This window comes from Pseudomonas sp. AD21 (assembly GCF_002878485.1).
In the GTDB taxonomy this organism is placed as follows: Bacteria; Pseudomonadota; Gammaproteobacteria; order Pseudomonadales; family Pseudomonadaceae; genus Aquipseudomonas.
The window spans coordinates 164,550-186,607 of sequence record NZ_NQYG01000007.1 but is presented as its reverse complement, the minus strand read 5'-3'; the positions used below and the strand labels follow the sequence as shown (position 1 = coordinate 186,607).

The 22,058-nt window shown below is 58.3% G+C and carries 25 protein-coding genes; 5 read left to right on the top strand and 20 right to left on the bottom strand.

Annotated features, from left to right (window positions below):
- Position 1: 1 nt before the first annotated feature.
- From queE to PseAD21_RS06860, 16 genes are all read right to left on the bottom strand, one after another.
- Positions 2 to 649 carry a 7-carboxy-7-deazaguanine synthase QueE gene (gene queE, locus PseAD21_RS06935; RefSeq protein ID WP_064588906.1) on the bottom strand — a complete coding sequence of 216 codons (648 nt, stop codon included), beginning with the start codon at positions 647 to 649 and terminating at the stop codon, positions 2 to 4.
- Positions 650 to 816: 167 nt separating this feature from the next.
- Positions 817 to 1,650, bottom strand: coding sequence for a tol-pal system protein YbgF (gene ybgF, locus PseAD21_RS06930; protein WP_025112794.1), 834 nt, complete (start codon positions 1,648 to 1,650; stop codon positions 817 to 819).
- A gap of 6 nt (positions 1,651 to 1,656) precedes the next feature.
- Positions 1,657 to 2,154 carry a peptidoglycan-associated lipoprotein Pal gene (gene pal / locus PseAD21_RS06925; RefSeq protein WP_003178634.1) on the bottom strand — a complete coding sequence of 166 codons (498 nt, stop codon included), beginning with the start codon at positions 2,152 to 2,154 and terminating at the stop codon, positions 1,657 to 1,659.
- Between the two features lie 52 nt (positions 2,155 to 2,206).
- Positions 2,207 to 3,475: a Tol-Pal system beta propeller repeat protein TolB gene (gene tolB, locus PseAD21_RS06920; RefSeq protein ID WP_218244969.1), complete on the bottom strand. Its 1,269-nt coding sequence runs from the start codon at positions 3,473 to 3,475 to the stop codon at positions 2,207 to 2,209.
- A gap of 29 nt (positions 3,476 to 3,504) precedes the next feature.
- A complete protein-coding gene (gene tolA / locus PseAD21_RS06915) occupies positions 3,505 to 4,569 on the bottom strand; it encodes a cell envelope integrity protein TolA (RefSeq protein ID WP_102355042.1) in 1,065 nt (354 codons plus the stop codon).
- On the bottom strand, positions 4,569 to 5,021 hold the full coding sequence (gene tolR / locus PseAD21_RS06910; RefSeq protein ID WP_161806672.1) for a protein TolR: 453 nt from the start codon (positions 5,019 to 5,021) through the stop codon (positions 4,569 to 4,571). The genes tolA and tolR overlap by 1 nt, the downstream gene beginning before the upstream one ends.
- A 23-nt stretch (positions 5,022 to 5,044) precedes the next feature.
- Positions 5,045 to 5,740, bottom strand: coding sequence for a protein TolQ (gene tolQ, locus PseAD21_RS06905; RefSeq protein ID WP_003227517.1), 696 nt, complete (start codon positions 5,738 to 5,740; stop codon positions 5,045 to 5,047).
- The gene (gene ybgC, locus PseAD21_RS06900) at positions 5,730 to 6,197 is read right to left on the bottom strand and encodes a tol-pal system-associated acyl-CoA thioesterase (RefSeq protein ID WP_047599520.1); all 468 of its coding nucleotides are present in this window, start codon (positions 6,195 to 6,197) and stop codon (positions 5,730 to 5,732) included. The genes tolQ and ybgC overlap by 11 nt, the downstream gene beginning before the upstream one ends.
- Positions 6,198 to 6,324: 127 nt before the next feature.
- Positions 6,325 to 7,386, bottom strand: a complete 1,062-nt coding sequence (gene ruvB, locus PseAD21_RS06895) for a Holliday junction branch migration DNA helicase RuvB (protein ID WP_064588910.1) — start codon at positions 7,384 to 7,386, stop codon at positions 6,325 to 6,327.
- Positions 7,387 to 7,995: a Holliday junction branch migration protein RuvA gene (gene ruvA, locus PseAD21_RS06890; RefSeq protein ID WP_025112788.1), complete on the bottom strand. Its 609-nt coding sequence runs from the start codon at positions 7,993 to 7,995 to the stop codon at positions 7,387 to 7,389. It abuts the gene before it with no gap.
- 115 nt (positions 7,996 to 8,110) lie between these two features.
- Positions 8,111 to 8,638 (bottom strand): crossover junction endodeoxyribonuclease RuvC, encoded by a 528-nt coding sequence (gene ruvC / locus PseAD21_RS06885; RefSeq protein ID WP_102355041.1) that lies wholly within the window; start codon positions 8,636 to 8,638, stop codon positions 8,111 to 8,113.
- A gap of 158 nt (positions 8,639 to 8,796) precedes the next feature.
- A complete protein-coding gene (locus tag PseAD21_RS06880) occupies positions 8,797 to 9,543 on the bottom strand; it encodes a YebC/PmpR family DNA-binding transcriptional regulator (protein ID WP_102355040.1) in 747 nt (248 codons plus the stop codon).
- Positions 9,544 to 9,672: 129 nt separating this feature from the next.
- Entirely contained in the window at positions 9,673 to 11,448 is a 1,776-nt protein-coding gene (gene aspS, locus PseAD21_RS06875; protein WP_102355039.1) for an aspartate--tRNA ligase, read from the bottom strand.
- 100 nt (positions 11,449 to 11,548) lie between these two features.
- Positions 11,549 to 11,770 (bottom strand): FmdB family zinc ribbon protein, encoded by a 222-nt coding sequence (locus PseAD21_RS06870; protein WP_003227532.1) that lies wholly within the window; start codon positions 11,768 to 11,770, stop codon positions 11,549 to 11,551.
- Between the two features lie 133 nt (positions 11,771 to 11,903).
- Positions 11,904 to 12,239: a ribbon-helix-helix domain-containing protein gene (locus tag PseAD21_RS06865; RefSeq protein WP_102355038.1), complete on the bottom strand. Its 336-nt coding sequence runs from the start codon at positions 12,237 to 12,239 to the stop codon at positions 11,904 to 11,906.
- A 187-nt stretch (positions 12,240 to 12,426) separates the two neighbouring features.
- The gene (locus PseAD21_RS06860; protein ID WP_064588914.1) at positions 12,427 to 12,897 is read right to left on the bottom strand and encodes a Dps family protein; all 471 of its coding nucleotides are present in this window, start codon (positions 12,895 to 12,897) and stop codon (positions 12,427 to 12,429) included.
- Positions 12,898 to 13,207: 310 nt separating this feature from the next.
- Here PseAD21_RS06860 and PseAD21_RS30155 point away from each other — a divergent pair, with 310 nt between their 5' ends.
- Positions 13,208 to 13,810, top strand: coding sequence for a cold-shock protein (locus PseAD21_RS30155; RefSeq protein ID WP_102355037.1), 603 nt, complete (start codon positions 13,208 to 13,210; stop codon positions 13,808 to 13,810).
- A 72-nt stretch (positions 13,811 to 13,882) separates the two neighbouring features.
- Here the strand turns inward: PseAD21_RS30155 and PseAD21_RS06850 are convergent, their stop codons facing one another.
- Positions 13,883 to 14,089, bottom strand: a complete 207-nt coding sequence (locus tag PseAD21_RS06850) for a SlyX family protein (protein ID WP_064588916.1) — start codon at positions 14,087 to 14,089, stop codon at positions 13,883 to 13,885.
- Between the two features lie 3 nt (positions 14,090 to 14,092).
- On the bottom strand, positions 14,093 to 14,518 hold the full coding sequence (locus tag PseAD21_RS06845; protein WP_102355036.1) for an HIT domain-containing protein: 426 nt from the start codon (positions 14,516 to 14,518) through the stop codon (positions 14,093 to 14,095).
- Between the two features lie 891 nt (positions 14,519 to 15,409).
- On the opposite strand from PseAD21_RS06845, the gene PseAD21_RS06840 reads away from it, so the two are divergent.
- On the top strand, positions 15,410 to 16,756 hold the full coding sequence (locus PseAD21_RS06840; protein ID WP_102355035.1) for an OprD family porin: 1,347 nt from the start codon (positions 15,410 to 15,412) through the stop codon (positions 16,754 to 16,756).
- 117 nt (positions 16,757 to 16,873) lie between these two features.
- Here the strand turns inward: PseAD21_RS06840 and PseAD21_RS06835 are convergent, their stop codons facing one another.
- Both PseAD21_RS06835 and PseAD21_RS06830 read right to left on the bottom strand, forming a co-directional pair.
- The gene (locus PseAD21_RS06835) at positions 16,874 to 17,716 is read right to left on the bottom strand and encodes a mechanosensitive ion channel family protein (RefSeq protein WP_102355034.1); all 843 of its coding nucleotides are present in this window, start codon (positions 17,714 to 17,716) and stop codon (positions 16,874 to 16,876) included.
- Between the two features lie 66 nt (positions 17,717 to 17,782).
- Positions 17,783 to 18,268, bottom strand: coding sequence for a YajQ family cyclic di-GMP-binding protein (locus tag PseAD21_RS06830; RefSeq protein WP_003227548.1), 486 nt, complete (start codon positions 18,266 to 18,268; stop codon positions 17,783 to 17,785).
- A gap of 141 nt (positions 18,269 to 18,409) precedes the next feature.
- Here PseAD21_RS06830 and PseAD21_RS06825 point away from each other — a divergent pair, with 141 nt between their 5' ends.
- The 3 genes from PseAD21_RS06825 to PseAD21_RS06815 are packed head-to-tail and all read left to right on the top strand — an operon-like array spanning position 18,410 to position 21,997.
- Entirely contained in the window at positions 18,410 to 19,327 is a 918-nt protein-coding gene (locus PseAD21_RS06825) for a putative 2-dehydropantoate 2-reductase (protein WP_102355033.1), read from the top strand.
- Positions 19,328 to 19,372: 45 nt separating this feature from the next.
- Positions 19,373 to 21,409, top strand: a complete 2,037-nt coding sequence (locus tag PseAD21_RS06820) for an ATP-binding protein (RefSeq protein ID WP_102355032.1) — start codon at positions 19,373 to 19,375, stop codon at positions 21,407 to 21,409.
- Positions 21,410 to 21,412: 3 nt separating this feature from the next.
- Positions 21,413 to 21,997, top strand: coding sequence for a cob(I)yrinic acid a,c-diamide adenosyltransferase (locus tag PseAD21_RS06815; RefSeq protein ID WP_102355031.1), 585 nt, complete (start codon positions 21,413 to 21,415; stop codon positions 21,995 to 21,997).
- The last annotated feature ends 61 nt before the right edge of the window (positions 21,998 to 22,058 follow it).

Sequence of the window (22,058 nt, the reverse complement as noted above, 5' to 3'; positions counted from 1 at the left end):
CTCAGCGCCCCGGCTCATCATTCCATAGATATTTATGCAGTTGCAGTTGCAACCGCACTGGCAGGTTATCCGCCACCACCCAGTCCGCCAGATCCCTTGCGTTGAGGTCATGGTGACTTGGAGAAAACAGGACTTCGCCGGCACGCCGGTCGAGCCCGTACTGGATCAGCTTGGAAACCGCCCAGTCATAGTCTTCCCGCGAGCAGATGACAAATTTCACCTGATCGTTGGGAGTCAGCAGTTCGATATTCTCGTAACGGTTGCGATGCGCTTCTTTCGAGCCCGGCGTCTTCAGGTCGACAACGCGGCTGACCCGTGGGTCGACGGCCGAAACGTCGAGGGCACCGCTGGTTTCCAGCGAGACCTCGTAACCGGCATCACACAACCGCTTGAGCAAGGGAATGGCATTGGGCTGTGCCAGCGGCTCACCGCCAGTGACACACACATAGCGTGGGCGGAACCCGGCCACCTGCTCAAGGATATCGTCGAGGGTGCGGATCGTACCGCCGGTGAACGCATAGGCGCTGTCGCAGTACTGGCAACGCAATGGGCAACCGGTCAGGCGCACAAAAACCGTGGGCAGCCCGGCAGTCCGCGTTTCCCCCTGCAACGAGTAGAAAACTTCGGTGATTCTCAATGTGTCTTGCATAGTCGCCACGGGCGTAACAGCTAAACAGGCTGTCCGCCTCCGTCAGGCACTTCAGGTAACCCCGCCAACGCGTAGATCACCAGAAGCGTGTTTCAGAAAAAGGGCGTGAATTCTAACGAAAAAACCCGCGACAAGCGCGGGTTTCTTCCAAACGGGGTGAAGCACAGTTACATGCGTTGCAGATCGCGTTGGGCCAACTGAGCTGCAGAGGTCCCCGGGTATTGGGAAACCACCTGTTGCAGAATGCCTTTGACCTTGTCGGTGTGACCGAGGCGGCGCTCTACGTCAGCCAGCTTGTACAGCGAATCCGGCACTTTGGCATGCTTGGGATACAGTTGCGAAACCTTGGCAAACGCTTGACCTGCACCTTGCAGATCGCCCTTGGCCAGATTGACTTCGCCCAACCAGTACTGGGCATTGCCCGCGTATTGACTGTTCGGGTATTTGCGCAGGAATGCCGAGAAAGCCTGGCTGGCCTTGTCGAAATCCTTGGCTTTGATCAGGTCGAAAGCCGCATCGTAATACAGCTTTTCCTTGGCCGGATCACCCGGTTCGCTACTCGCAGCAGGTGCCTGGGCAGCAGCCCCGGCGCCAGCGGCAGCACCGGCAGCAGCACTTGCATCGCCACCGGCAGAAGAATTCTCAGGAGTCGCGGCAGGTGCAGCACCGGATCCTATGCGCCGATCAAGATCCTGGTATCGCTCCAGGGATTCCTGCTTCATGCGCGCAACCTGATTCTGCAGTTCTTCAATCACACCTTGCTGGCGCGATATCTGATCCTGCATCTGTTGCAGTTGGTTGAACAGCATGCCCTGTGCCGAGGCAGGGGCCGAAGCCGCTCCCCCGGCATAGGCGCCGTTCGTACCGTAACCCGCAGGCGGATAACTGCTCCCGCTATTGTTATAACCGGAGTTGTCATCGACCACAGGAACCGCAGCCCACGCCGCAAGCGGCGCGAGGCTGAGAGCCAGAACAGTTACAGCACGACGGCACGTTCGCATATCGAATTACTTACGCAGTTCGACGCGACGGTTTTGAGCCCAGGACTGCTCGTCGTTGCCGGTAGCAACTGGACGCTCTTCGCCGTAGGAAACCAGTTCCAGCTGAGCTGGGGAAACACCTTGCAGTACCAGGTAGCGCTGAACGGCTTTCGCACGACGCTCGCCCAGTGCCATGTTGTACTCACGAGTACCACGTTCGTCGGTGTTGCCTTCCAGAACAACGCGAGCGCCGTTTGCTTTCAGGTCTTTGGCGTGAACATCCAGAGCGCGCATGGCTTCTGGCTTCAGGTCCGAGCTGTCGTATTCGAAGTAGAAGGTGGTGATTGCGCGCAGAGCAGCTTCTTCGCTCAGGGAACCGTCAACGGCACCAGTGTTTGCGCCGTAACCAGCGTTTGGATCAACAGCGCCTTCACCGGCGTTGTCGCCGCCTTTGGACGAGCAACCTACAGCTACAGCCATGGCCAGAGCCAGCGCAGCAAATTTACCAAACTTCAGCATTTCCATCGTGAAACTCCTAATGAACCCCAGTGTGTTAAGTAAAACGTGTAGCGCCGCGTCAGTTCAGGTAAGGGGACCAGGACGGTTCTCTGACTTCGCCTTGAGCGGTAGGAAGCGGGAGCCTCACGCGTCCATTAATGGACACGAGCATCAAGACTCCCCGGCCCTGCTGGCGGGTGGCGTAGATTACCATGGTGCCGTTGGGCGCAACAGTAGGCGACTCGTCCAGAGTGCTATCAGTTAGGATTTTTACACTTCCGCGCTGCAAATCCTGAGCCGCCACTTTGAAATTGGTGAAACCGTCCTGACGATGAATCATCACCAGGGTCTTTTCATCAGCCGAAAGCTTCGGGTTGGCGTTGTAGTTGCCGATGAAGGTCACTCGCTCCGCACCGCCGCCACTGGCGCTGGTTTTGTAGATCTGTGGTTTGCCGCCACGGTCCGAGGTGAAGTAGATGGTCGAACCATCCTTGCCCCAGTACGGTTCGGTGTTGATGCCAGGACCTGCAGTCACGCGAGTGATCTGACGCGAACCCAGGTTCATCACATAGATGTCCGGGTTGCCATCTTTCGACAGTACGAATGCCAGGCGATTGCCATCCGGAGACCAGGCTGGCGCGCCGTTCAGGCCTTCGAAGTTGGTGATCTGCTCACGGCGACCGGTGTCGATGTTCTGCATAAAGATGCGCGGACGCTTCTGCTCGAACGACACATAGGCGATGCGTTTGCCATCCGGTGCGAAACGCGGCGACAGGATCGGCTCGCGCGATTGCAACAGAGTCACGGCGCGGGCACCGTCATAGTCCGAACGCTGCAGGGTGTAGCGAGTGTTCTTCTCGGAGAAACGCTCGGCTGTCACGTACAGCAGACGGGTCGAAAACGCACCTTTGATACCGGTAAGTTTTTCGAACGACTGGTCAGAGATGAAGTGCGCCATGTCACGCAGTTGCTCGGTAGTACCGGAAACACTGCCGTCAGCCACTTTCTGCTCGGTGGCCACGTTGAACAGTGCCCATTGCACCTGCAGACGGCCGCCCGCTGGAGCAATGCTGCCGACCATGATGAATTGAGCATTCACCGCCTTCCAGTCACGGAAGATGATCTCGCTCGGCTGGCTTGGCTGGCTGATCATGTTTTGCTTTGGAATCGGCGAGTAGTAGCCCGAATTCCGCAAATCGTTGCCAATGATTTCGGCCATATCGTCAGGCAGCACTGCACCGCCCTGGAAACCGAACGGCACTACGGCAATTGGCGTCGCCTGGGAGCTGCCACTGCTGACCAGGATATTTTTCTCTTCTGCGGTGGCCAGTCCTGCAAAGCAGAACATGACGACAAGCAGTCCTCGAAGAAGGTTTCTCACAAGGCTAGATCCTCAGGTGTGAATGTCATCTTGAATGAACGATAGGGTGCGAAATCCGCTGGACTCAAACCCTGCATTTCGGTCAATCGACCAATATTTTTTACAGCCGCGACGGTAGAACTGTCGAACGGCGCGTCACCGCTGGATTGAAGAACCTTGACGCTCGAGATTGTTCCGTCAGGCAGCATGCCGATCTGCAGAGTCACTTTCATGCCTTTACGGGCAGACGGTGGCTGCGCCCAACCTTCAGATGCTCGCGCACGAATCAAGTCATCGAAGTTGCCAGCCGTTTCATCACCCAACTCATCCGACTTGGTAGCCTGACGCTCGGTTTTATCGGACAGCAAGTCAGCCAATGCCTGAGCCTTCTTGTCCTCTAGTGACTTACGGGCTGCATCCTGCGTTTTCTTCTTCGCAGCATCAGCGGCAGCTTTCTTCTTCGCGTCCTCGGCGACTTTCTTCTTCGCCTCTTCAGCTTCAGCTTTTTTCTTGGCGTCTTCGGCGGCTTTCTTCTTCGCGTCTTCGACGATCTTCTTCTTGGCTTCTTCAGCGGCCTCTTTCTTGGCCTCTTCCTTAGCCTCTTCTTCGGCTTTCTTCTTGGCTATATCAGCCAATTGTTTCTCTTCTGCCTTCTTGGCCTCGGCTTTCTTCGCATCGTCGGCTTTCTTGGCTTCATCAGCCTTTTTTGCCTCGTCCGCTTTCTTCGCCTGATCGGCCTTCTTGGCTTCCTCGGCCTTTTGAGCCGCTTCTTCTTTCTTTTGTTCCGCAGCCTTCACCGCTTCCTGCTCGACCTTTTTCTGTTCCATCTGCTCGACTTCGGTCTGGCGCGCGGCGGATTTCTTCGCCTCACCCGCAATCTTCTGATTGGTCTGGGTGATTGCCGGACTTTTCGATTTCAGTTGGTACAAGGTCGCCTGGACAATCGGCTTGGCCGGCGGCAGCTCTGGTGTAAAGGCAAAACTGACGAACAGCATGCCGAACACCAGCACGTGCAGGACAATTGCCAGAACACTAGGCCAGAAGTAGCTTTCCGAGGCGGACGGCTCTCGCTGTTGCTGCATCAGGGGGCCTCGGTGATCAAGCCAACATTACCGACCCCGGCTTTCTGCAACCCGCCCATGGCGCCCATGACGGAACCATAGTCGACGGTCTTGTCGCCGCGGATGAAGACCTGGGTACGTTTGCCGCCTTCAGTGCCGGCACGAATGATCTTGGTCACCGCGTCGGTCATTTGCGGCAGGGTCATGGCCCTGTCCTGTTGCTTCTCGGTATCGACTTCGCTGCCAAGGTTCCAGTAGTAGGTCTTGTCAGCCTTGATCGAAATGGTCAGGACCTGAGTGTTGTTGTCCTGCGGCAAGGCTTCGCTGGAAACCTTGGGCAGATCAACTTTCACGCCCTGATTGAGCATCGGCGCGGTCACCATGAAGATGACCAGCAGCACCAACATCACGTCGATGTAAGGCACCACGTTCATCTCGGCGACCGGCTTGCGCTTTTTGCGAGCTCGAGCGATTAAAGCCATTGGAAATTACCTGCTTATTCTTCGCTGGTGTGCACTTTGCGGTGCAGGATCGCCTGGAATTCATCGGCGAAGGTGTAGTAGCGGCTCAGCAAGGTTTCGCTGCGGGCAGAGAAACGGTTGTAAGCAATAACGGCCGGGATCGCGGCGAACAGGCCGATCGCCGTGGCGATCAAGGCTTCGGCGATACCCGGGGCCACGGTGGCCAGGGTCGCTTGCTGGGCCTGAGCCAGACCACGGAAGGAGTTCATGATGCCCCATACGGTACCGAACAGACCGATGTACGGGCTGACCGAACCGACGGTGGCGAGAAACGGCAGGCTCTGCTCCAGCTTCTCTTCTTCACGAGAGATGGCAACACGCATGGCACGCGCCACACCTTCCATCACCGCCTCAGGATCGACGCCTGGCTGCTGACGCAGACGGGAGAACTCCTTGAAGCCGGCACGGAAGATCTGCTCCACGCCCGAATCCGGATCCGGGTTGCTGCCGGCCTGACGGTACAGCTTGGACAGGTCGATACCCGACCAGAAGCGCTCTTCGAAGCTCTCCAGGGCGCGTCGACCGGCGCGCAGCAGGTTGCTGCGCTGAAAGATCATGATCCATGAGGTCACCGATGCGGCCACCAGGGTCAACATTACCAACTGCACCACGATGCTGGCATTGCTGACCAGGCTCCACATGGAGGAATGGTCGACGACGTTAGCTTCCACGCTTTATCTCCTGCTTTGAGTGTGTACCCGTGCCGCCCGCGTCGGCAAAGGCCGCACGCAAGGATTCGGGCATGGCCCGGGGTTTCAAACTTTCGGTGCGCACACAGGCCACCAGAAACTGCCCCTCACAGAGCAGCACATTATCCGTGGCCCGCCTGACCTGCTGTTTAAAGCGCAGGCTGGCACGGTTCAATTCGATTACATCAGCGCTTACCAGCAGTTCGTCGTCCAGTCGCGCCGGCGCGTGATAGCGCGCTTCGCTGGAATGCACGACAAACAACAGATCCTCCCCGGCCAGTTCCGACTGGGCAAAGCCCAGCGTCCGGAGCCGCTCGGTTCGAGCCCGTTCCATAAACTTGAGGTAATTAACGTAATACACGATGCCGCCGGCATCGGTGTCCTCGTAATAAACGCGACAACGATGTGCGAACGGCTCAAGCCCGTTTTGCGCGCGCATACTCTAGTGCTTACTCCTCGGGTTGCCAATCCAGCCAGGCAACTGTTTTTCATTGTTCAAAGGCTTTACCGCAAAAGTACCGTCCTGTGACAGTACAAACGCTGAATAAATCGACAATAAATGTGTACTAATCGTCTACCGCATCGAGAAACTCGTCTACCACGGGCATCTCGCCCATTCGTGACGGAATGTTTAAACCGAAATGCAGGTACGCATGCCGTGTCACCACCCTGCCCCGTGGCGTGCGCATGATGTAACCCTGCTGAATCAGATACGGCTCCAGCACATCCTCGATGGTGTGGCGTTCTTCACTGATCGCCGCCGCCAGGCTGTCGATGCCCACCGGACCGCCGTCGAACTTCTCGATCATGGTCAGCAGCAAGCGCCGGTCCTGATGATCGAAGCCGTGTTCGTCGACATCCAGCAGGTTAAGCGCCAGATCGGCGACTGCCTTGGTGATGTGGCCCTTGGCCCGGACTTCAGCAAAATCGCGTACCCGCCGCAGCAGACGGTTGGCGATTCGCGGCGTACCGCGGGCGCGGCGAGCCACCTCAAAGGCGCCCTCCGGATCCAGCGGCAAGCCGAGAATATTCGCCGAGCGGCTGACAATCGTCGACAGATCGGCGGTGTTGTAGAACTCAAGACGCTGGACAATACCGAAGCGGTCACGCAACGGGTTGGTCAGCATGCCGGCGCGGGTGGTGGCACCGACGAGAGTGAACGGTGGCAGGTCCAGCTTGATCGACCGCGCCGCAGGCCCTTCGCCGATCATGATGTCGAGCTGAAAGTCTTCCATGGCCGGATACAGCACTTCTTCCACGATCGGCGACAGACGATGGATTTCATCGATGAACAGCACGTCGTGCGGTTCAAGATTGGTCAGCAATGCCGCCAGATCGCCCGGACGTTCAAGCACCGGGCCGGACGTGCTCTTGATCGACACACCCATTTCCTGGGCGATGATGTTGGCCAGGGTGGTTTTACCCAGCCCCGGGGGGCCGAAGATCAGCGTGTGATCGAGGGATTCGTTACGGCCACGGGCGGCCTGGATGAATAGTTCCATCTGCTCGCGGACCGTCGGCTGGCCAATGTAGTCGGCCAGGCTGACAGGGCGAATGGCCCGGTCCTGGACTTCTTCGCGCTCGCGCGGGCTGTGCGCGGCGGCGATCAGACGATCAGCTTCAATCACTTAAATCATTCCCTTCAGGGCGCGGCGGATCATGTCTTCACTGCTCAGGTTCTTGTCCTTGATGGCGGAAATCGCCTTGCTCGCTTCCTGCGGCTTGTAGCCCAGGGAAATCAGCGCGCTGACCGCATCGTTTTCTGCGGTGTTGACCGGCGCCGGACCGTCCGGCTGGTTCGGCACCAGGGCGAACATAGCCGGCACGGTTTCCCAGGCCTTGAAGCGGTCTTTCAGTTCGACCAGCAGACGCTCGGCGGTTTTCTTGCCGACACCCGGGACCTTGGTCAGTGCCGAAGTGTCCTGAGATTGCACGCAGCGGATCAGCTCGTCGACTTCCAGGCTCGACATCAGGGCCAGGGCCAGTTTCGGCCCGACACCATTGAGACGGATCAATTCGCGAAAAAAGTCTCGCTCACGCTTGCCGGCGAAACCATAGAGTAACTGCGCGTCTTCGCGTACGACCAAATGGGTGTGCAACGTCAGCGGTTCACCGACCGACGGCAGACGATAAAGGGTGGTCATGGGCACTTCCAGCTCATACCCGAGGCCGTTTACATCCAGAATCAGGTGCGGCGGCTGTTTCTCAGCCAGGGTGCCGCGCAAGCGTCCAATCACGTTTCAGATCCTTGAGCGTTGACCAGCCGGGGGCTGGCGACTATCGAAAGGCGGATTCCTGGCCGACGACCCAGGCGCAGGAAATCCGCTTTCAGGAAAATTGATGCTGATGCTATCAGAGACGCAGGCGCCCGCCACGACTGCGTGCCGTTCCCAAGCCGTGCGGCAGCAGACTGGAACGGGTGTGTGCATGGCAAATGGCAATGGCCAGGGCGTCCGAGGCATCGATTTGCGGTTTGCTGGTCAGCTTGAGCATGTGCATGACCATCATCTGCACCTGCTCTTTATTGGCGGCGCCGGTGCCGACCACGGCCTGCTTGACCTGAGTGGCCGTGTACTCGGCAATTTCCAGACACTCTTCGGCGCCGGCAACAATCGCTGCGCCGCGCGCCTGCCCGAGCTTCAACGCAGAGTCGGCGTTCTTCGCCATGAATACCTTTTCGATGCCCATGGTTATCGGGCCATATGTCTGGATGATTTCACGCACGCCGCGATAGACAATCTGCAGACGCTCATGCAATTCGCCAGCACCTGTGCGAATACAGCCCGAGGCCACATAAATGCAGCCACCGCGCCCGGTATCGCGAACAATCCCGTAACCGGTGATACGCGAACCGGGGTCGATACCAAGAATTAAAGTCATAACGCCTGCAGATTTGGTAAAAGCACGATTTTCAAATCAACCCATAACAAATGTGGGAGCGAGCCTGCTCGCGAAAGCGGTTTCATCATCAGCAACGATGTTGCCTGAAAATCCGCCTTCGCGAGCAAGCCCGCCCCCACATTCAAGCCTAGTCGCTCTCAACCGAGCTGAGCGGCCACGTCTTCCGGAATGTCCGCGTTGGAGTAGACGTTCTGCACGTCATCCAGGTCCTCGAGCATGTCGATCAGCTTGAGCACCTTCTCCGCGCCATCCAGATCCAGCTCGGCGCTGGTGGTCGGCTGCATGACGATTTCTGCGTCATCACCCTTGAAGCCAGCCGCTTCCAGCGCGTTGCGCACGGCATAGAAGCTGGTGAACGAGGTGAACACGTCAATCGAGCCATCTTCATGGCTGACCACGTCGTCGGCATCGGCTTCCAGCGCCGCCTCGGTCAGGGCATCTTCGTCGACGCCCGGGGCGAAGCTGATCTGGCCCTTGCGTTCGAACAGATAGGCCACCGAACCGTCAGTGCCGAGGTTGCCGCCACACTTGCTGAATGCATGACGTACGGCTGCAGCGGTACGGTTGCGGTTGTCGGTCATGCACTCGACCATCACCGCCACGCCGCCCGGGCCGTAACCTTCATAAGTCAGCTCTTCAACGTTGTCCGCTTCGGTCGCACCGGCGCCACGCGCCACGGCACGGTCGATGATGTCACGGCTCATGTTCGCGCTCAGCGCTTTATCCAGCGCCAGGCGCAGACGCGGGTTGGAACCCGGGTCGCCGCCGCCCTGACGGGCCGCAACGGTCAGTTCACGGATCCACTTGGTGAAGATCTTGCCTCTCTTGGCATCCTGACGTTCTTTGCGGTGCTTGATGTTCGCCCACTTGGAATGACCTGCCATAACTCGCTCCGAATTCTCTTTGAAACGTTGCCCGCCCTGCTCATGCAGCGGCCAGCAAACAAAAAAATCTCGACCTGCTCTCTATAGAAAGAAAAAAGGCGCATCCGAAGATGCGCCTTCAGGCCCGTCTTACTCAGCCTTTGGCGTTTCGCGCAAACGAATGTGCAGCTCGCGCAATGCCTTGGCATCCACCACACCCGGTGCTTGCGTCATCACGTCCGCAGCGCTCTGGGTTTTCGGGAAGGCGATCACTTCACGGATCGACTGGGCGCCGGTCATCAGCATCACCAGACGGTCCAGACCGAAGGCCAGACCACCGTGCGGCGGCGCACCGTATTTCAGGGCGTCGAGCAGGAAGCCGAACTTCTCTTCCTGTTCCGCTTCGTTGATACCCAACAGGCGGAATACCGCTTGCTGCATTTCCTTGCGGTGGATACGGATCGAACCGCCACCCAGCTCGGTGCCGTTCAGCACCATGTCGTAGGCACGGGACAGAGCGCCGGCCGGGTTGGCTTCCAGTTCTTCCGGGGAGCACTTCGGCGCGGTGAACGGGTGGTGCAGCGCGGAGAAGCTGCCGTCGTCGTTTTCTTCGAACATAGGGAAGTCGACAACCCACATCGGTGCCCACTTGCAGGTCAGCAGGTTGAGGTCGTGACCGAGCTTGATGCGCAGTGCGCCCAAGGCTTCGCTGACAATCTTGGCCTTGTCGGCGCCGAAGAACACGATGTCGCCGTCAACTGCGCCAACGCGATCGAGGATGGCGTTGAGGTTTTCCAGCGGGATGTTTTTCACGATCGGCGATTGCAGACCGTCAACACCGGCAGCGCGCTCGTTGACCTTGATGTACGCCAGGCCTTTGGCACCGTAGATGCCGACGAACTTGGTGTAATCGTCGATCTGCTTGCGTGGCATGCTTGCGCCGCCTGGTACGCGCAGAGCTGCGATACGGCATTTCGGATCGTTGGCCGGGCCGCTGAACACTTTGAAATCAACTTCTTTCAACTGATCGGCGACGTCGACCAGTTCCAGCGGAATACGCAGGTCTGGCTTGTCGGAACCGTAGCGGCGCATGGCTTCTTCGAAGGTCATGTGCGGGAATTCGCCGAACTCCAGATCCAGCACTTCCTTGAACAGGTTGCGGATCATTTGCTCAGTCAGGCCCATGATCTCTTTTTCATCGAGGAAACTGGTCTCGATGTCGATCTGGGTGAATTCAGGCTGACGGTCAGCGCGCAGGTCTTCGTCGCGGAAGCACTTGGCGATCTGATAGTAACGGTCGAAGCCAGCGACCATCAGCAGTTGCTTGAACAACTGCGGCGATTGCGGCAGGGCAAAGAACGAACCGGCGTGGGTACGGCTCGGCACCAGATAGTCACGTGCACCTTCAGGGGTGGCACGGGTCAGGATCGGTGTTTCAACGTCGAGGAAGCCGTTTTCGTCGAGGAAGCGACGAATGCTGGTGGTCATGCGCGAACGCAGACGCAGCTTCTCGGCCATTTCCGGACGACGCAGGTCGAGGAAGCGATAGCGCAGGCGGGTTTCTTCGCCAACGTCGGAGAACTCGTTCAGCGGGAACGGCGGGGGTTCCGACTCGTTCAGCACTTCCAGCTCGTAGCCCAGCACTTCGATCATGCCCGACGCCATGTTGGCGTTGGTGGCACCGGCCGGACGCAGACGCACCTTACCGGTGATCTTCACCACGTACTCGCTGCGCACGCGATCAGCGGCGGCGAAGCTCTCGGCGCGATCCGGGTCGAACACCACCTGGGCCAGACCATCACGATCACGGATATCGAGGAAAATCACCCCGCCGTGGTCGCGACGACGGTGAACCCATCCGCAAAGGGTAATTTCCTGGCCTTCCAGGCTTTCGTTCAGTTGGCCGCAATAATGGCTGCGCATCATGGTAGTGGTTTCGCTTCTCGTAATTCGAAATTCGGTGGAGATCCCGTCGCTATCAAGCATTGCGGAATCTCACGCGTGTCGTTCGACCTGGGCCTGAACCCTAGTCAGATTTGTCGCCACCGGCCAGATTCTTCTTGGCTCCGGTCTTGAAATCGGTTTCGTACCAACCGCTGCCGCTGAGGCGAAAACCCGGCATGGACAGCTGTTTCTTGAGCTCTGGCGCCTGACAGGCAGGGCAGTCGACCAGCGGTGCCTCGCTGATCTTTTGAATGGCTTCCAACTGATGACCACAGGAAGCACATTGGTAATCGTACATCGGCATGGGGGTGTCTCGGCGATCAGATTGCCACCGCGCGCAGGGCTTTGCGGCGAAAGAGCGGGATTATATCCATTAAATGCGGGCTGTGCAGCCGTAAGACTGCACAGCCCGCCACGTCATTTCAAGTATTGCCCGTTCAGGGCATCACGGCCGACGGGGTAGCGCGCAGGCCATTCATCACGCACACCACCCGCACCAGACCGCTGAAGTTTTTCCCCCCGCCATGACGCAAGTGCACTTGGCGGTCCACATGGGACAGCAGCGTACTGACCGAACAGCCGTTGTCTTCGGCCATCGCGCCAAGAATGTTCCAGTAAACCTGCTCGAGCCTCAGGCAGGTCGCGAAACCATTCAAACGCACCGACCTGGACAGCGGCCGGATCAGCTCGAAGTCGAAATCACTGACAAACGGATCGACCTTCATCTCCTGTTGCGAACCGATATGTTCGCTTCGCCTGTCTCCACCTACCATATCGCTGACACTCCTTTGTCATCGCTGCTTTTATAAAGACAATTTCCTGTGCCCTCATAAAAACGCAGACGCAAAGTTAGCGCCAGATGACTAGTTGCCCATCTGCGTAGGATAAGCCGACATAATCAGTAAGATTTGAAACAGTACGCGGACATCCACCACCCCGGGACGTCCGCGCACCTGGTGATCAGGTCTCCAGCAACGCGCGCAGCATCCAGGCAGTCTTCTCGTGCACCTGCATGCGCTGGGTCAGCAGGTCGGCCGTCGGTTCATCACTGACCTTGTCCAGCAACGGGAAGATGCCGCGAGCGGTGCGCGTCACCGCTTCCTGCCCCTCGACCAACTGCTTGATCATGTTCTCGGCACTGGGCACCCCCTCTTCTTCCTTGATGGAAGAAAGACGCGCGTAGGTGGCGTAGGCTCCCGGCGCCGGAAAGCCCAGGGCGCGAATGCGCTCCGCGATCAGGTCCACGGCCAGGGCCAGCTCGTTGTACTGCTCTTCGAACATCAGATGCAGGGTCCTGAACATGGGACCTGTGACGTTCCAGTGGAAGTTATGGGTTTTCAGATACAGCACGTAGGTGTCCGACAGCAGCCGCGACAGCCCCTCGACGATGGACTTGCGGTCTTCTTCACTGATACCGATATCGATTGCCATGTTTACCCCCTAAGGCGATTGGACTCATCCAGCAGGTGCAGACCCACTCTAGCAAGGCAACCGCCACCTCGCAGCCGGCAATCGGCGCGCGCGGTGCGACAAATCGACCGGGCAGGTGCCGCTGGCCGGGGTGATTTGAGTAGCCGCAGGCTTTGCTGTTAAATAGGCAGTGTGTCGCTACGCCCCATTTTTCGGGGGTGTGGCGCATAGGCTGATGCCGGGCACGTGTCCAACGCCTCTTTATTGTTCCGAAGCGAACCGTGCGCCTTCAGCTCTTCCTTGTGAGCCGTCATAACGTGAGCCAATCAAAATGTTGAAAATCGTCCACCTGCTAATGGGCGCAGCGGCCTTGCTGCTGTCGTTCATACCTAGCTTGAAATCCGAAGCCGTTCCTTACCTGCAACAACCCGATGCACTTTACCTGGCCTTTTTCGGCCTGCTGAACCTGGTCATCGCTCCAGTGATCCCTTACTGGAACAAAGGCCCGCGCCAGCATCTGCAAAACCTGGTCAGCGCTCTTCTCGTGCTGACTGTCGTCCTGCAAACCCTGACCCTGATCGCTCCGATGCCAGTCATCGCCGGTCAACCGGCCGTGTTGTTCAGCCTGGTGATTGCCCTGGTTGCCGTGGTCCTGCACCTGGCCGTCAGCTTTTACAAGTCTTCGCCGGCGGCTGCACCTGCCAGCTATGACATGAGCAACCGCGATACCGGGACCGTCAAGTGGTTCAACACCTCTAAAGGCTTCGGCTTTATTTCCCGGGATTCCGGTGATGATATTTTCGTGCACTTTCGTGCAATCCGTGGCGAAGGCCACCGCGTTCTGGTCGAAGGCCAGCGCGTGGAGTTCTCGGTAATGAACCGTGATAAAGGCCTGCAAGCCGAGGACGTGATCGCCGCCCTGCCGCGTCGCTGATCCCTGGCAATAAAAAACCGCGAACAGCCAGGCTGTTCGCGGTTTTTTTATGCCCGCCCAAAGGGGCTGACATCAATAGTGTGGCGGCGGCGCCTCTTCTTCAAATGAGTCGAACTGCCCGACCATTTCTTCCTGACGCTTGAGCAGTGCCGCCATTTGCAGCTGCAGACGCTCGATCACACGCTGCTGCGCCACCAGCTCGTCGTTCAACGCCTGAATGGTGTCATCCTGGAAAGCCAGACGGCTTTCCAGATCGGTAACGCGCGCTTCAAGGCTCATGATTCAACCCTCCAGAAACGTGAAATGTTCGGTCAGCACCAGACGCAGCCGCTCACGAATGGCTGCTACCTGCTCTGCGCTGTAGGGTTTGGCCGGGTGCTTGCCCCAGACCGGTGCCGGCCATGCCGCATCATCGCGTTTACGCACAATCACATGCATGTGCAGTTGGCTGACGACGTTGCCCAGGGTCGCGACGTTCAGCTTGTCGGCGTCGAACAAGTCCTTGAGCAGCTCGGCCAGCGCGGTGGTTTCCTGCCACAACTGCTGCTGGTCAGCGACATCCAACTGAAACAACTCACTGATATCGTCGCGGCGTGGCACCAGGATGAACCACGGGTAATTGGCATCGTTGGACAGCAGCAGCCGACACAACGGGAAGTCGCCGATGGTCAGGGTGTCCTGTTGAAGTCGTGAATCTAAAGCAAACACTGCGTGCACTCCCGGCTGATCTACATCATTCAGCTTAGCGGCCATCCCGACGGGCAACGCACCAAGCGACAGGCAGGCAGCATACCTGCGAATGCGCCCGGCTTCACGATGACAGTGCCGCCCATACCCGCACAGCCCCGACAAGAGACACTTACAGAGACCGCGCACCATCACAGAGCCAGGACTGCCGTCGAACACCCAAAATGCCCGAAAACACCTGCTGTACCGGACTACACACTCACGCTGAACTGTATGAATCCTGTACAGCGTGTAATTTTTTTGCACCAAAACCGCACAGCGCGTCTACGCTCAGTGCGTCGGGCATCCGCCAAATACTCACTGACGGGGTGAACCGGTAACGTTTTTGGCTGTCACGCCCCAACACAAACGTGACAACACCATGCAAGGGAGTGCGTCAACCCCCTGATACAAAAGGGCTTGAACCCCTGTTTTCACGAGGTTTTCACGAGCACAGGCAGGTGTTCAGAAAAATAAACGTGGCAACCCTGCACTTTGTGCACGCTTGTTGCATCCAGACACATATGGTCTATAAGCGCACCACGAGAAGTGGGGCACGAGGCCAACAAAAACGGTGGCAGGGTTGCCCCAATGGAGATTCAAGTGTTTTGCCAGGGACTCTTTTTTACCGATGCAAAAAGGCCCAGAAACAGCGATAAAGTTGTCAGCCCGGCTGCATGGGTACTGTGAATTTGCGACATCAACCCAACTGTTTGCGACGTCGTCGTAAAGAACACGAAAGGTTGTATGTGCAAGTGTCGCCAACATTGTCGGCGTGATATAAGTTTGCGCCGACACAAAAAGAAAGAGCCGCCCAGATAATAAAACAGGTGGGACGGCAGTACTCTTCTAAAACCAAAGGAGCAAATCACGATGCGCGTGATGAAGTGGAGCACAATCGCACTGGCCGTTGCAGCAGCAGCCAGCACTCAGTTGGCTACGGCCGCCCCGTTTGTTAGTGACCAGGCAGAAGCCAAAGGCTTTGTTGAAGACGCCAAACTGACCGAAACGTTGAAGAACTACTACTTCAACCGCGACCGGAAAGGCGGTTCCAACGATCAAATAGACTGGACACAGGGTTTCCTGGGCAACTTCAGCTCTGGCTACACCCAAGGTACTGTCGGTGTTGGTGTTGATGCATTCGGTTACCTGGGCATCAAACTGGATGGCGGCGACGGCACCGCCGGTTCGGGCAACACCAGCGTCGACTCCCAGGGCCGCGTCCAGAACAACATGGGCAAAGCCGGTGCAGCGATCAAGGCGCGCATCTCCAAAACCGAGCTGAAATTCGGTGAGTTCCAGCCAAGCACCTCTCCAGTATTCGCTGTCGGCGGCTCGCGTCTGATTCCTCAGACCGCTACCGGCTTCCAACTGCAGAGCAGCGAAGTCCAGAACCTGGACCTGGAAGCAGGTCACTTCTACTCGGCCTCCAGCCAGGACGAGATGAACAGCGACGGTGAACTGCACTCGCAGTACTCGAGCACCTCCAGTAACCCTGTCACTGGCAAGACCATGGACTTCGCCGGCGGCAAGTACGGCATCACCGACAACCTGAGCGTTTCGCTCTACGGTTCGAAGTTCAAGGACATCTGGAACCAGTACTACTCCAACGTGAACCTCACCACTCCGATCAGTGGTGATACTTCGCTCAATACCGACTTCAACATCTACCGCACCACCGACACTGGCCAATCGAAAGCCGGCGACATCAGCAACACCACGTTCTCCCTGGCGACTGCGCTTTCGTTCCTGAAAGCACACACCGTTACTCTGGCCTTCCAGAAGGTCAACGGTGATACGCCATTCGACTACGTCGGTGTGGGTGACAACAACCGTGGCGGCGACTCGATCTTCCTTGCCAACTCCATCCAGTACTCCGACTTCAACGGTCCGAACGAAAAATCTGCGCAGATTCGTTATGACCTGAAAATGGCCGAGTACGGCGTACCGGGTCTGAGCTTCATGGCTCGCTATGTTAAAGGCTGGGACATCGACGGCACCAAAATGGACGCCAACAGCCCATACCGTTCGTACGGTTACGGTGAAGATGGCAAACATCACGAAACCAACCTTGAAGCCAAGTACGTAGTTCAGACCGGCCCGGCCAAAGATCTGTCCTTCCGTATCCGTCAGGCATGGCACCGTGGCAACACCGACCAGGCTGAAGGCAATATCAACGAGTTCCGTCTGATCACCGAGTACCCACTGAACATCTTGTAATCGTCAGTGGTTAGTTTGGTTGAATGAAAAAGGCCCATCTTCGGATGGGCCTTTTTTATTGCCTGTCACTTGTAATAAATGCCTGACCAACTAGTCAGGCATTTAATTAGCAACCTATCATTGTGTTGCCGACTCCTGAACCACACGAATCACACGCTGTGGAAACGGGATATCAATACCGGCAGTCTTTAAACGATCACGCGACTGTTCGTTAAACATGAACATCACATCCCAGTAGTCCGCGGTTTTAACCCAGACACGCAGGGAAACAGTGATCGAACTGTCACCGAGAGTCGAAATCACCGCCTGTGGTGCAGGGTCCTGCATGACACGGTCATCCTTGGCCAGATCCAGCAACACCTGACGGGCCTTTTGCAGATCGGCCTCGTAATCGACACCCACATCGAAAACCACCTTGCGGGTTGGCTGACGATTGGTGTTGGTGATGATGCCGTTGGACAGGTTACCGTTCGGTACGATGATGGTTTTGTTGTCGCCAGTACGCAGCACAGTGTGGAAAATCTGGATGCTGTCGACAGTACCCGCCACGCCTTGCGCTTCGATCCAGTCACCGATACGGAACGGACGGAACAGCAGAATCAGCACGCCACCGGCGAAGTTCGCCAGGCTGCCTTGCAACGCCAGACCGATAGCCAGGCCGGCCGCACCGATCGCGGCAACGAACGAGGTGGTTTCGACACCGATCATCGAGGCCACACTGACGATCAGCAACACCTTGAGAATGATGTTCGCCAGGCTGCTGATGAAGCCTTGCAGCGCCAGATCGGCGTTGCGCAGAGCCAGCAGGCCGCCGAGCTTTTGCGTGACCTTGTTGATCAGCCACCAGCCGATCGCCAGTGTAATCACTGCCAGCAGCACGCGGCTGCCGTACTCCATGATCATCGGAATCCACGCCTGGGATGCCTTGACCAGGTTGTCTACTTCAGCGTTCAAATCCATCTTCCATCTCCTGATTTCCGGCTACCCGGGCTGTTCACAAATTAAAAGTGGGTCATCTGACCGAACTTAGTCGCGGAAGTTGTTGAATTGCAGTGGCATGCCGAACTCTTTGGCACGCAGTGCAGCAATGGCTTCCTGCAGGTCATCGCGCTTCTTGCCGGTCACACGTACCTGCTCGCCCTGAATGGCGGCCTGCACCTTGAGCTTGGCGTCCTTGATGTGAGCGACGATTTTCTTCGCCAGCTCCTTGTCGATGCCTTCCTTGAGGATCGCGTCCTGTTTCATCAGCTTGCCCGAGGCGTAAGCGTCTTTTACTTCAAGGCACTGCACATCGATCTTGCGCTTGGTCAGGGCCAGCTTCAGGATCTCGATCATCGCTTCCAGCTGGAACCCGGCTTCAGCGGTCAGGTTGACGGTCAGGTCCTTTTCCTTGAACTCGAAGCTGCCTTTGCCTTTCAGGTCATAACGACGATCGAGTTCCTTCACGGCGTTCTCGACCGCGTTGGTGAGTTCGTGTTTGTCCAGTTCGGATACCACGTCGAACGACGGCATGTAATCTCTCCAATAAAAAAGGCGCGCTCGATCAGGATGGAGCGCGCTTGGCTTGCGGTTAAAATCCGGCTCATTATAACGGGTCTTTTCCCACCGATACGGCGAGCCTTGCATGCCAGTACCTTACCGAGTGAAAAACTGATGTCCACCCCATGGCACGTTCTCGGCGCCGGCAGTCTCGGCACCCTGTGGGCCACGCGTCTGGCCCGGGCCGGGCTGTCGGTGCGGCTGATCGTGCGTGATGCCGAGCGCTTGCGCGGCTATCAGGCGGCCGGTGGCCTGACGCTCGTCGAACACGGCGCAGCCAACACCTACGCCGTCCCCGCGCAAACGGCGGACGATGCAGAACCGATCCGCCGACTGCTGGTCGCCTGCAAAGCCTATGACGCCGAAAGCGCCGTCGCCCGCCTCGCCCCGCGCCTGACAGCGGATGCCGAGCTGATCCTGCTGCAGAACGGCCTCGGCAGTCAGGACGCCGTCGCGGCGCTCGTTCCGCTGGCGCGCTGCATCAGCGCCTCCAGCACCGAAGGCGCCTTCCGCGACGGCGACTGGCGCGTGGTGTTTGCCGGCCATGGTTTTACCTGGCTGGGCGATGCCGGACACCCGGTGGCGCCAATCTGGCTGGATGATCTGCAAGCAGCGAAAATCCCCCACGAATGGAGCACCGACATCCTCACCCGGCTGTGGCGAAAACTGGCGCTCAATTGCGCGATCAATCCGCTGACCGTGCTCCACGATTGCCGTAACGGCGGGCTTGAGCAGCATCAATGCGAAGTCGCCACACTGTGCAGTGAACTGGCCGAGCTGCTGGAACGTTGCGGCCAACCGGCAGCCGCCGTCAATCTGCAACAGGAAGTCGAGCGGGTGATCCACGCCACGGCGGCCAATTACTCCTCGATGTACCAAGACGTAGCGAACCAGCGCCGCACCGAAATCAGCTACTTGCTGGGCCACGCCTGCAAAGCCGCCACGCGCCATCAACTGAACCTGCCACACCTCAAGCAATTGCAGCAGCGTCTGGTCGGCCATCTGCACACCCTTGGATTGCCCAGCGACTGAGCAGCGGCTACGCTGCCCACTTGTTCCTTTGCTGCGATAAACCTGATGCCATTGCGCCAGCGCCTTGAAAACCTGCCGGTCGGCCAAAAACTGCTGGCCGCCCTGCTGGTGTTGTTGACCACCGTTCTGCTGGTCGCCAACCTGACCTTTATCAGCGCCGCCTATTACATCTCCCAGGAAAGCATGGCGCCGCAGGCCCTGCAGACCATCGGCCGGCTGATATCCAACCCCAGCCTGGTTGCACAGGCCCTGGAGTCACCGCAAAGCGCCGAACGCCTGCTCAAGGAACTCGACAGCTACTCGCCGCTGCGCGCGGCGGCGCTGTACGACGGCAAGGGTGACCGGATCGCCCAGGTGCAGCGTGGCGACAAGCTCAATCTGCCGGAGCGCTATCGGCACGTCGAAGCCTGGCAGCTCACCGAGTTTCGCAGCAATCAACTGATCACCCTGCCCCGTCCGGGGACTGAGCCTGGGCATCTGCTGCTGGTCGCCAGCAGTGAACTGCCAATGGCGTTCTACACCGGCACGCTGACCGCCAGCCTCGGCATCCTGATTTTCAGTGTGCTGCTGTGGCTGGTGATTGCCCGACAGATCAAACGCCTGATCACCCGCCCGATCCATGAACTGGAAGAACTCTCGCGTCAGGTCACTCGCGAAGAGAATTACGCCCTGCGCGCCTCGCGCGGCAACCACGATGAAATCGGCAGCCTCGCCGAAGCGTTCAACACCATGCTGTCGCGCATCGAAGCCCGCGAACAGCAACTCAAACGCGCCCGTGACGACTCGCAAGCCGCCTACGATCAGGCTCAGGGTCTGGCCGAAGAAACCCGCCACACCAACCGCAAGCTGGAACTGGAAGTCCAGGTGCGCAGCAAGATCGAGAAGAAGCTCACCGGGTTTCAGAACTACCTCAACAGCATCATCGACTCCATGCCCTCGGCGTTGATCGCCCTCGACGAACAACTCTACGTGACCCAGTGGAACCAGGAAGCCAGCGCTCTCTCCGGCACGCGCCTGGATGAAGCGCTGAACCAGCCGATCTTCCTCGCCTTCGAGCCGCTCAAGCCGTTCCTGCCGCAACTCAAGCAGACCGTGGAAGAACACACGGTGGCGAAAATCGAGCGGGTGACCTGGTTCAAGGATGACGAACCCAAGCATTACGCCCTGACCTTTTATCCGCTGATGGGCGGCGCCGGGCGTGGTGTGGTAATCCGCATCGACGACATCACCCAGCGCTTGTCACTGGAAGAAATGATGGTGCAATCGGAAAAGATGCTCTCGGTGGGCGGCCTTGCCGCCGGCATGGCCCATGAGATCAACAACCCGCTGGGTGCGATCCTGCACAACGTGCAGAACATTCGCCGACGGCTGTCGCCGGACCTGCCGAAAAACCTCGAAACCGCCGAACAACTCGGCATCGAGCTGGACACGGTCAACCTGTACCTGCAAAACCGCGAAGTGCCGAAACTGCTCGACGGCATTCAGCAGGCCGGGGCCCGGGCGGCAAAAATCGTCACCCACATGCTCAGCTTCAGCCGGCGCAGCACCCGGCAAATGGCACCGTGCGATCTGCCGGCGCTGATTGATCAGGCAGTGGAAATTGCCGGCAACGACTTCGATCTGGCGATCGGTTTCGACTTCAAGGGCCAGGCGATCATCCGTCAGTTCGACCCGGCGCTTGGCCCGGTGCCGGGCACCGCCAACGAACTGGAGCAAGTGTTGCTCAATCTGCTGAAAAACGCTGCGCAAGCCATTCACCAGCGCGCAGACGACAGCGAGCCGGGGCGAATCATTCTGCGCACCAAGCTGAACCCGCCATGGGCCGAGATTCAGGTCGAGGACAACGGCATCGGTATGAGCGAAAACGTGCGCAAACGCACCTTCGAACCGTTCTTCACCACCAAGGAAATCGGTCAGGGCACAGGGCTGGGGCTGTCGGTGTCGTACTTCATCATCACCAACAACCACAAAGGGCAGATGGAAGTGCAATCCGCGCCGGGCCAGGGCACCTGCTTCACCTTGCGCCTGCCACTGACCCAACCGGCGGCCATCGCCGCCGAAACCAATCAACTACCGAGGTAACCCATGGGCTTTCGCTTGTCGAAGATTTACACCCGCACTGGCGACAAAGGCGAAACCGGCCTGGGCGATGGCCGTCGCGTGCCCAAGGACCACCCGCGAATCGAAGCCATTGGCGAAGTCGATACGCTGAACAGTCAGATCGGTGTGCTGCTGGCCGGTTTACTCGCCGAGCGTGAGGCATTTGCGGGGTTGAATGAGCTGATCGAAGTGCTCGCCCCCTGCCAGCATCGCCTGTTCGACCTGGGCGGTGAACTGGCCATGCCGGAATATCAGGCGCTGAACACGGCGGAAATCGAACGCCTGGAAGCAGCGATCGATGTGTGGAACGAGGAATTGGGATCGTTGGAGAATTTCATTCTGCCCGGCGGCTCGATGCTGATCGCCCAGGCCCATGTGTGTCGCAGCCTGGCGCGCAGTGCCGAACGGCGTTGTCAGCATTTGAACGCGATAGAGCCGTTGGCCGGGGTTGGCCTGGCGTATATCAATCGGTTGTCGGATTTGCTGTTTGTGGCGGCGCGGTTGATTGCGCGGCGCCAGGGGATTGCGGAGATTTTGTGGCAGCCGGCGGCCAAACCTTTAGATAAGTAGCGCCTGACAGGACGCCTTCGCGAGCAAGCCCGCTCCCACAGTTGATTGCATTCCAACTGAA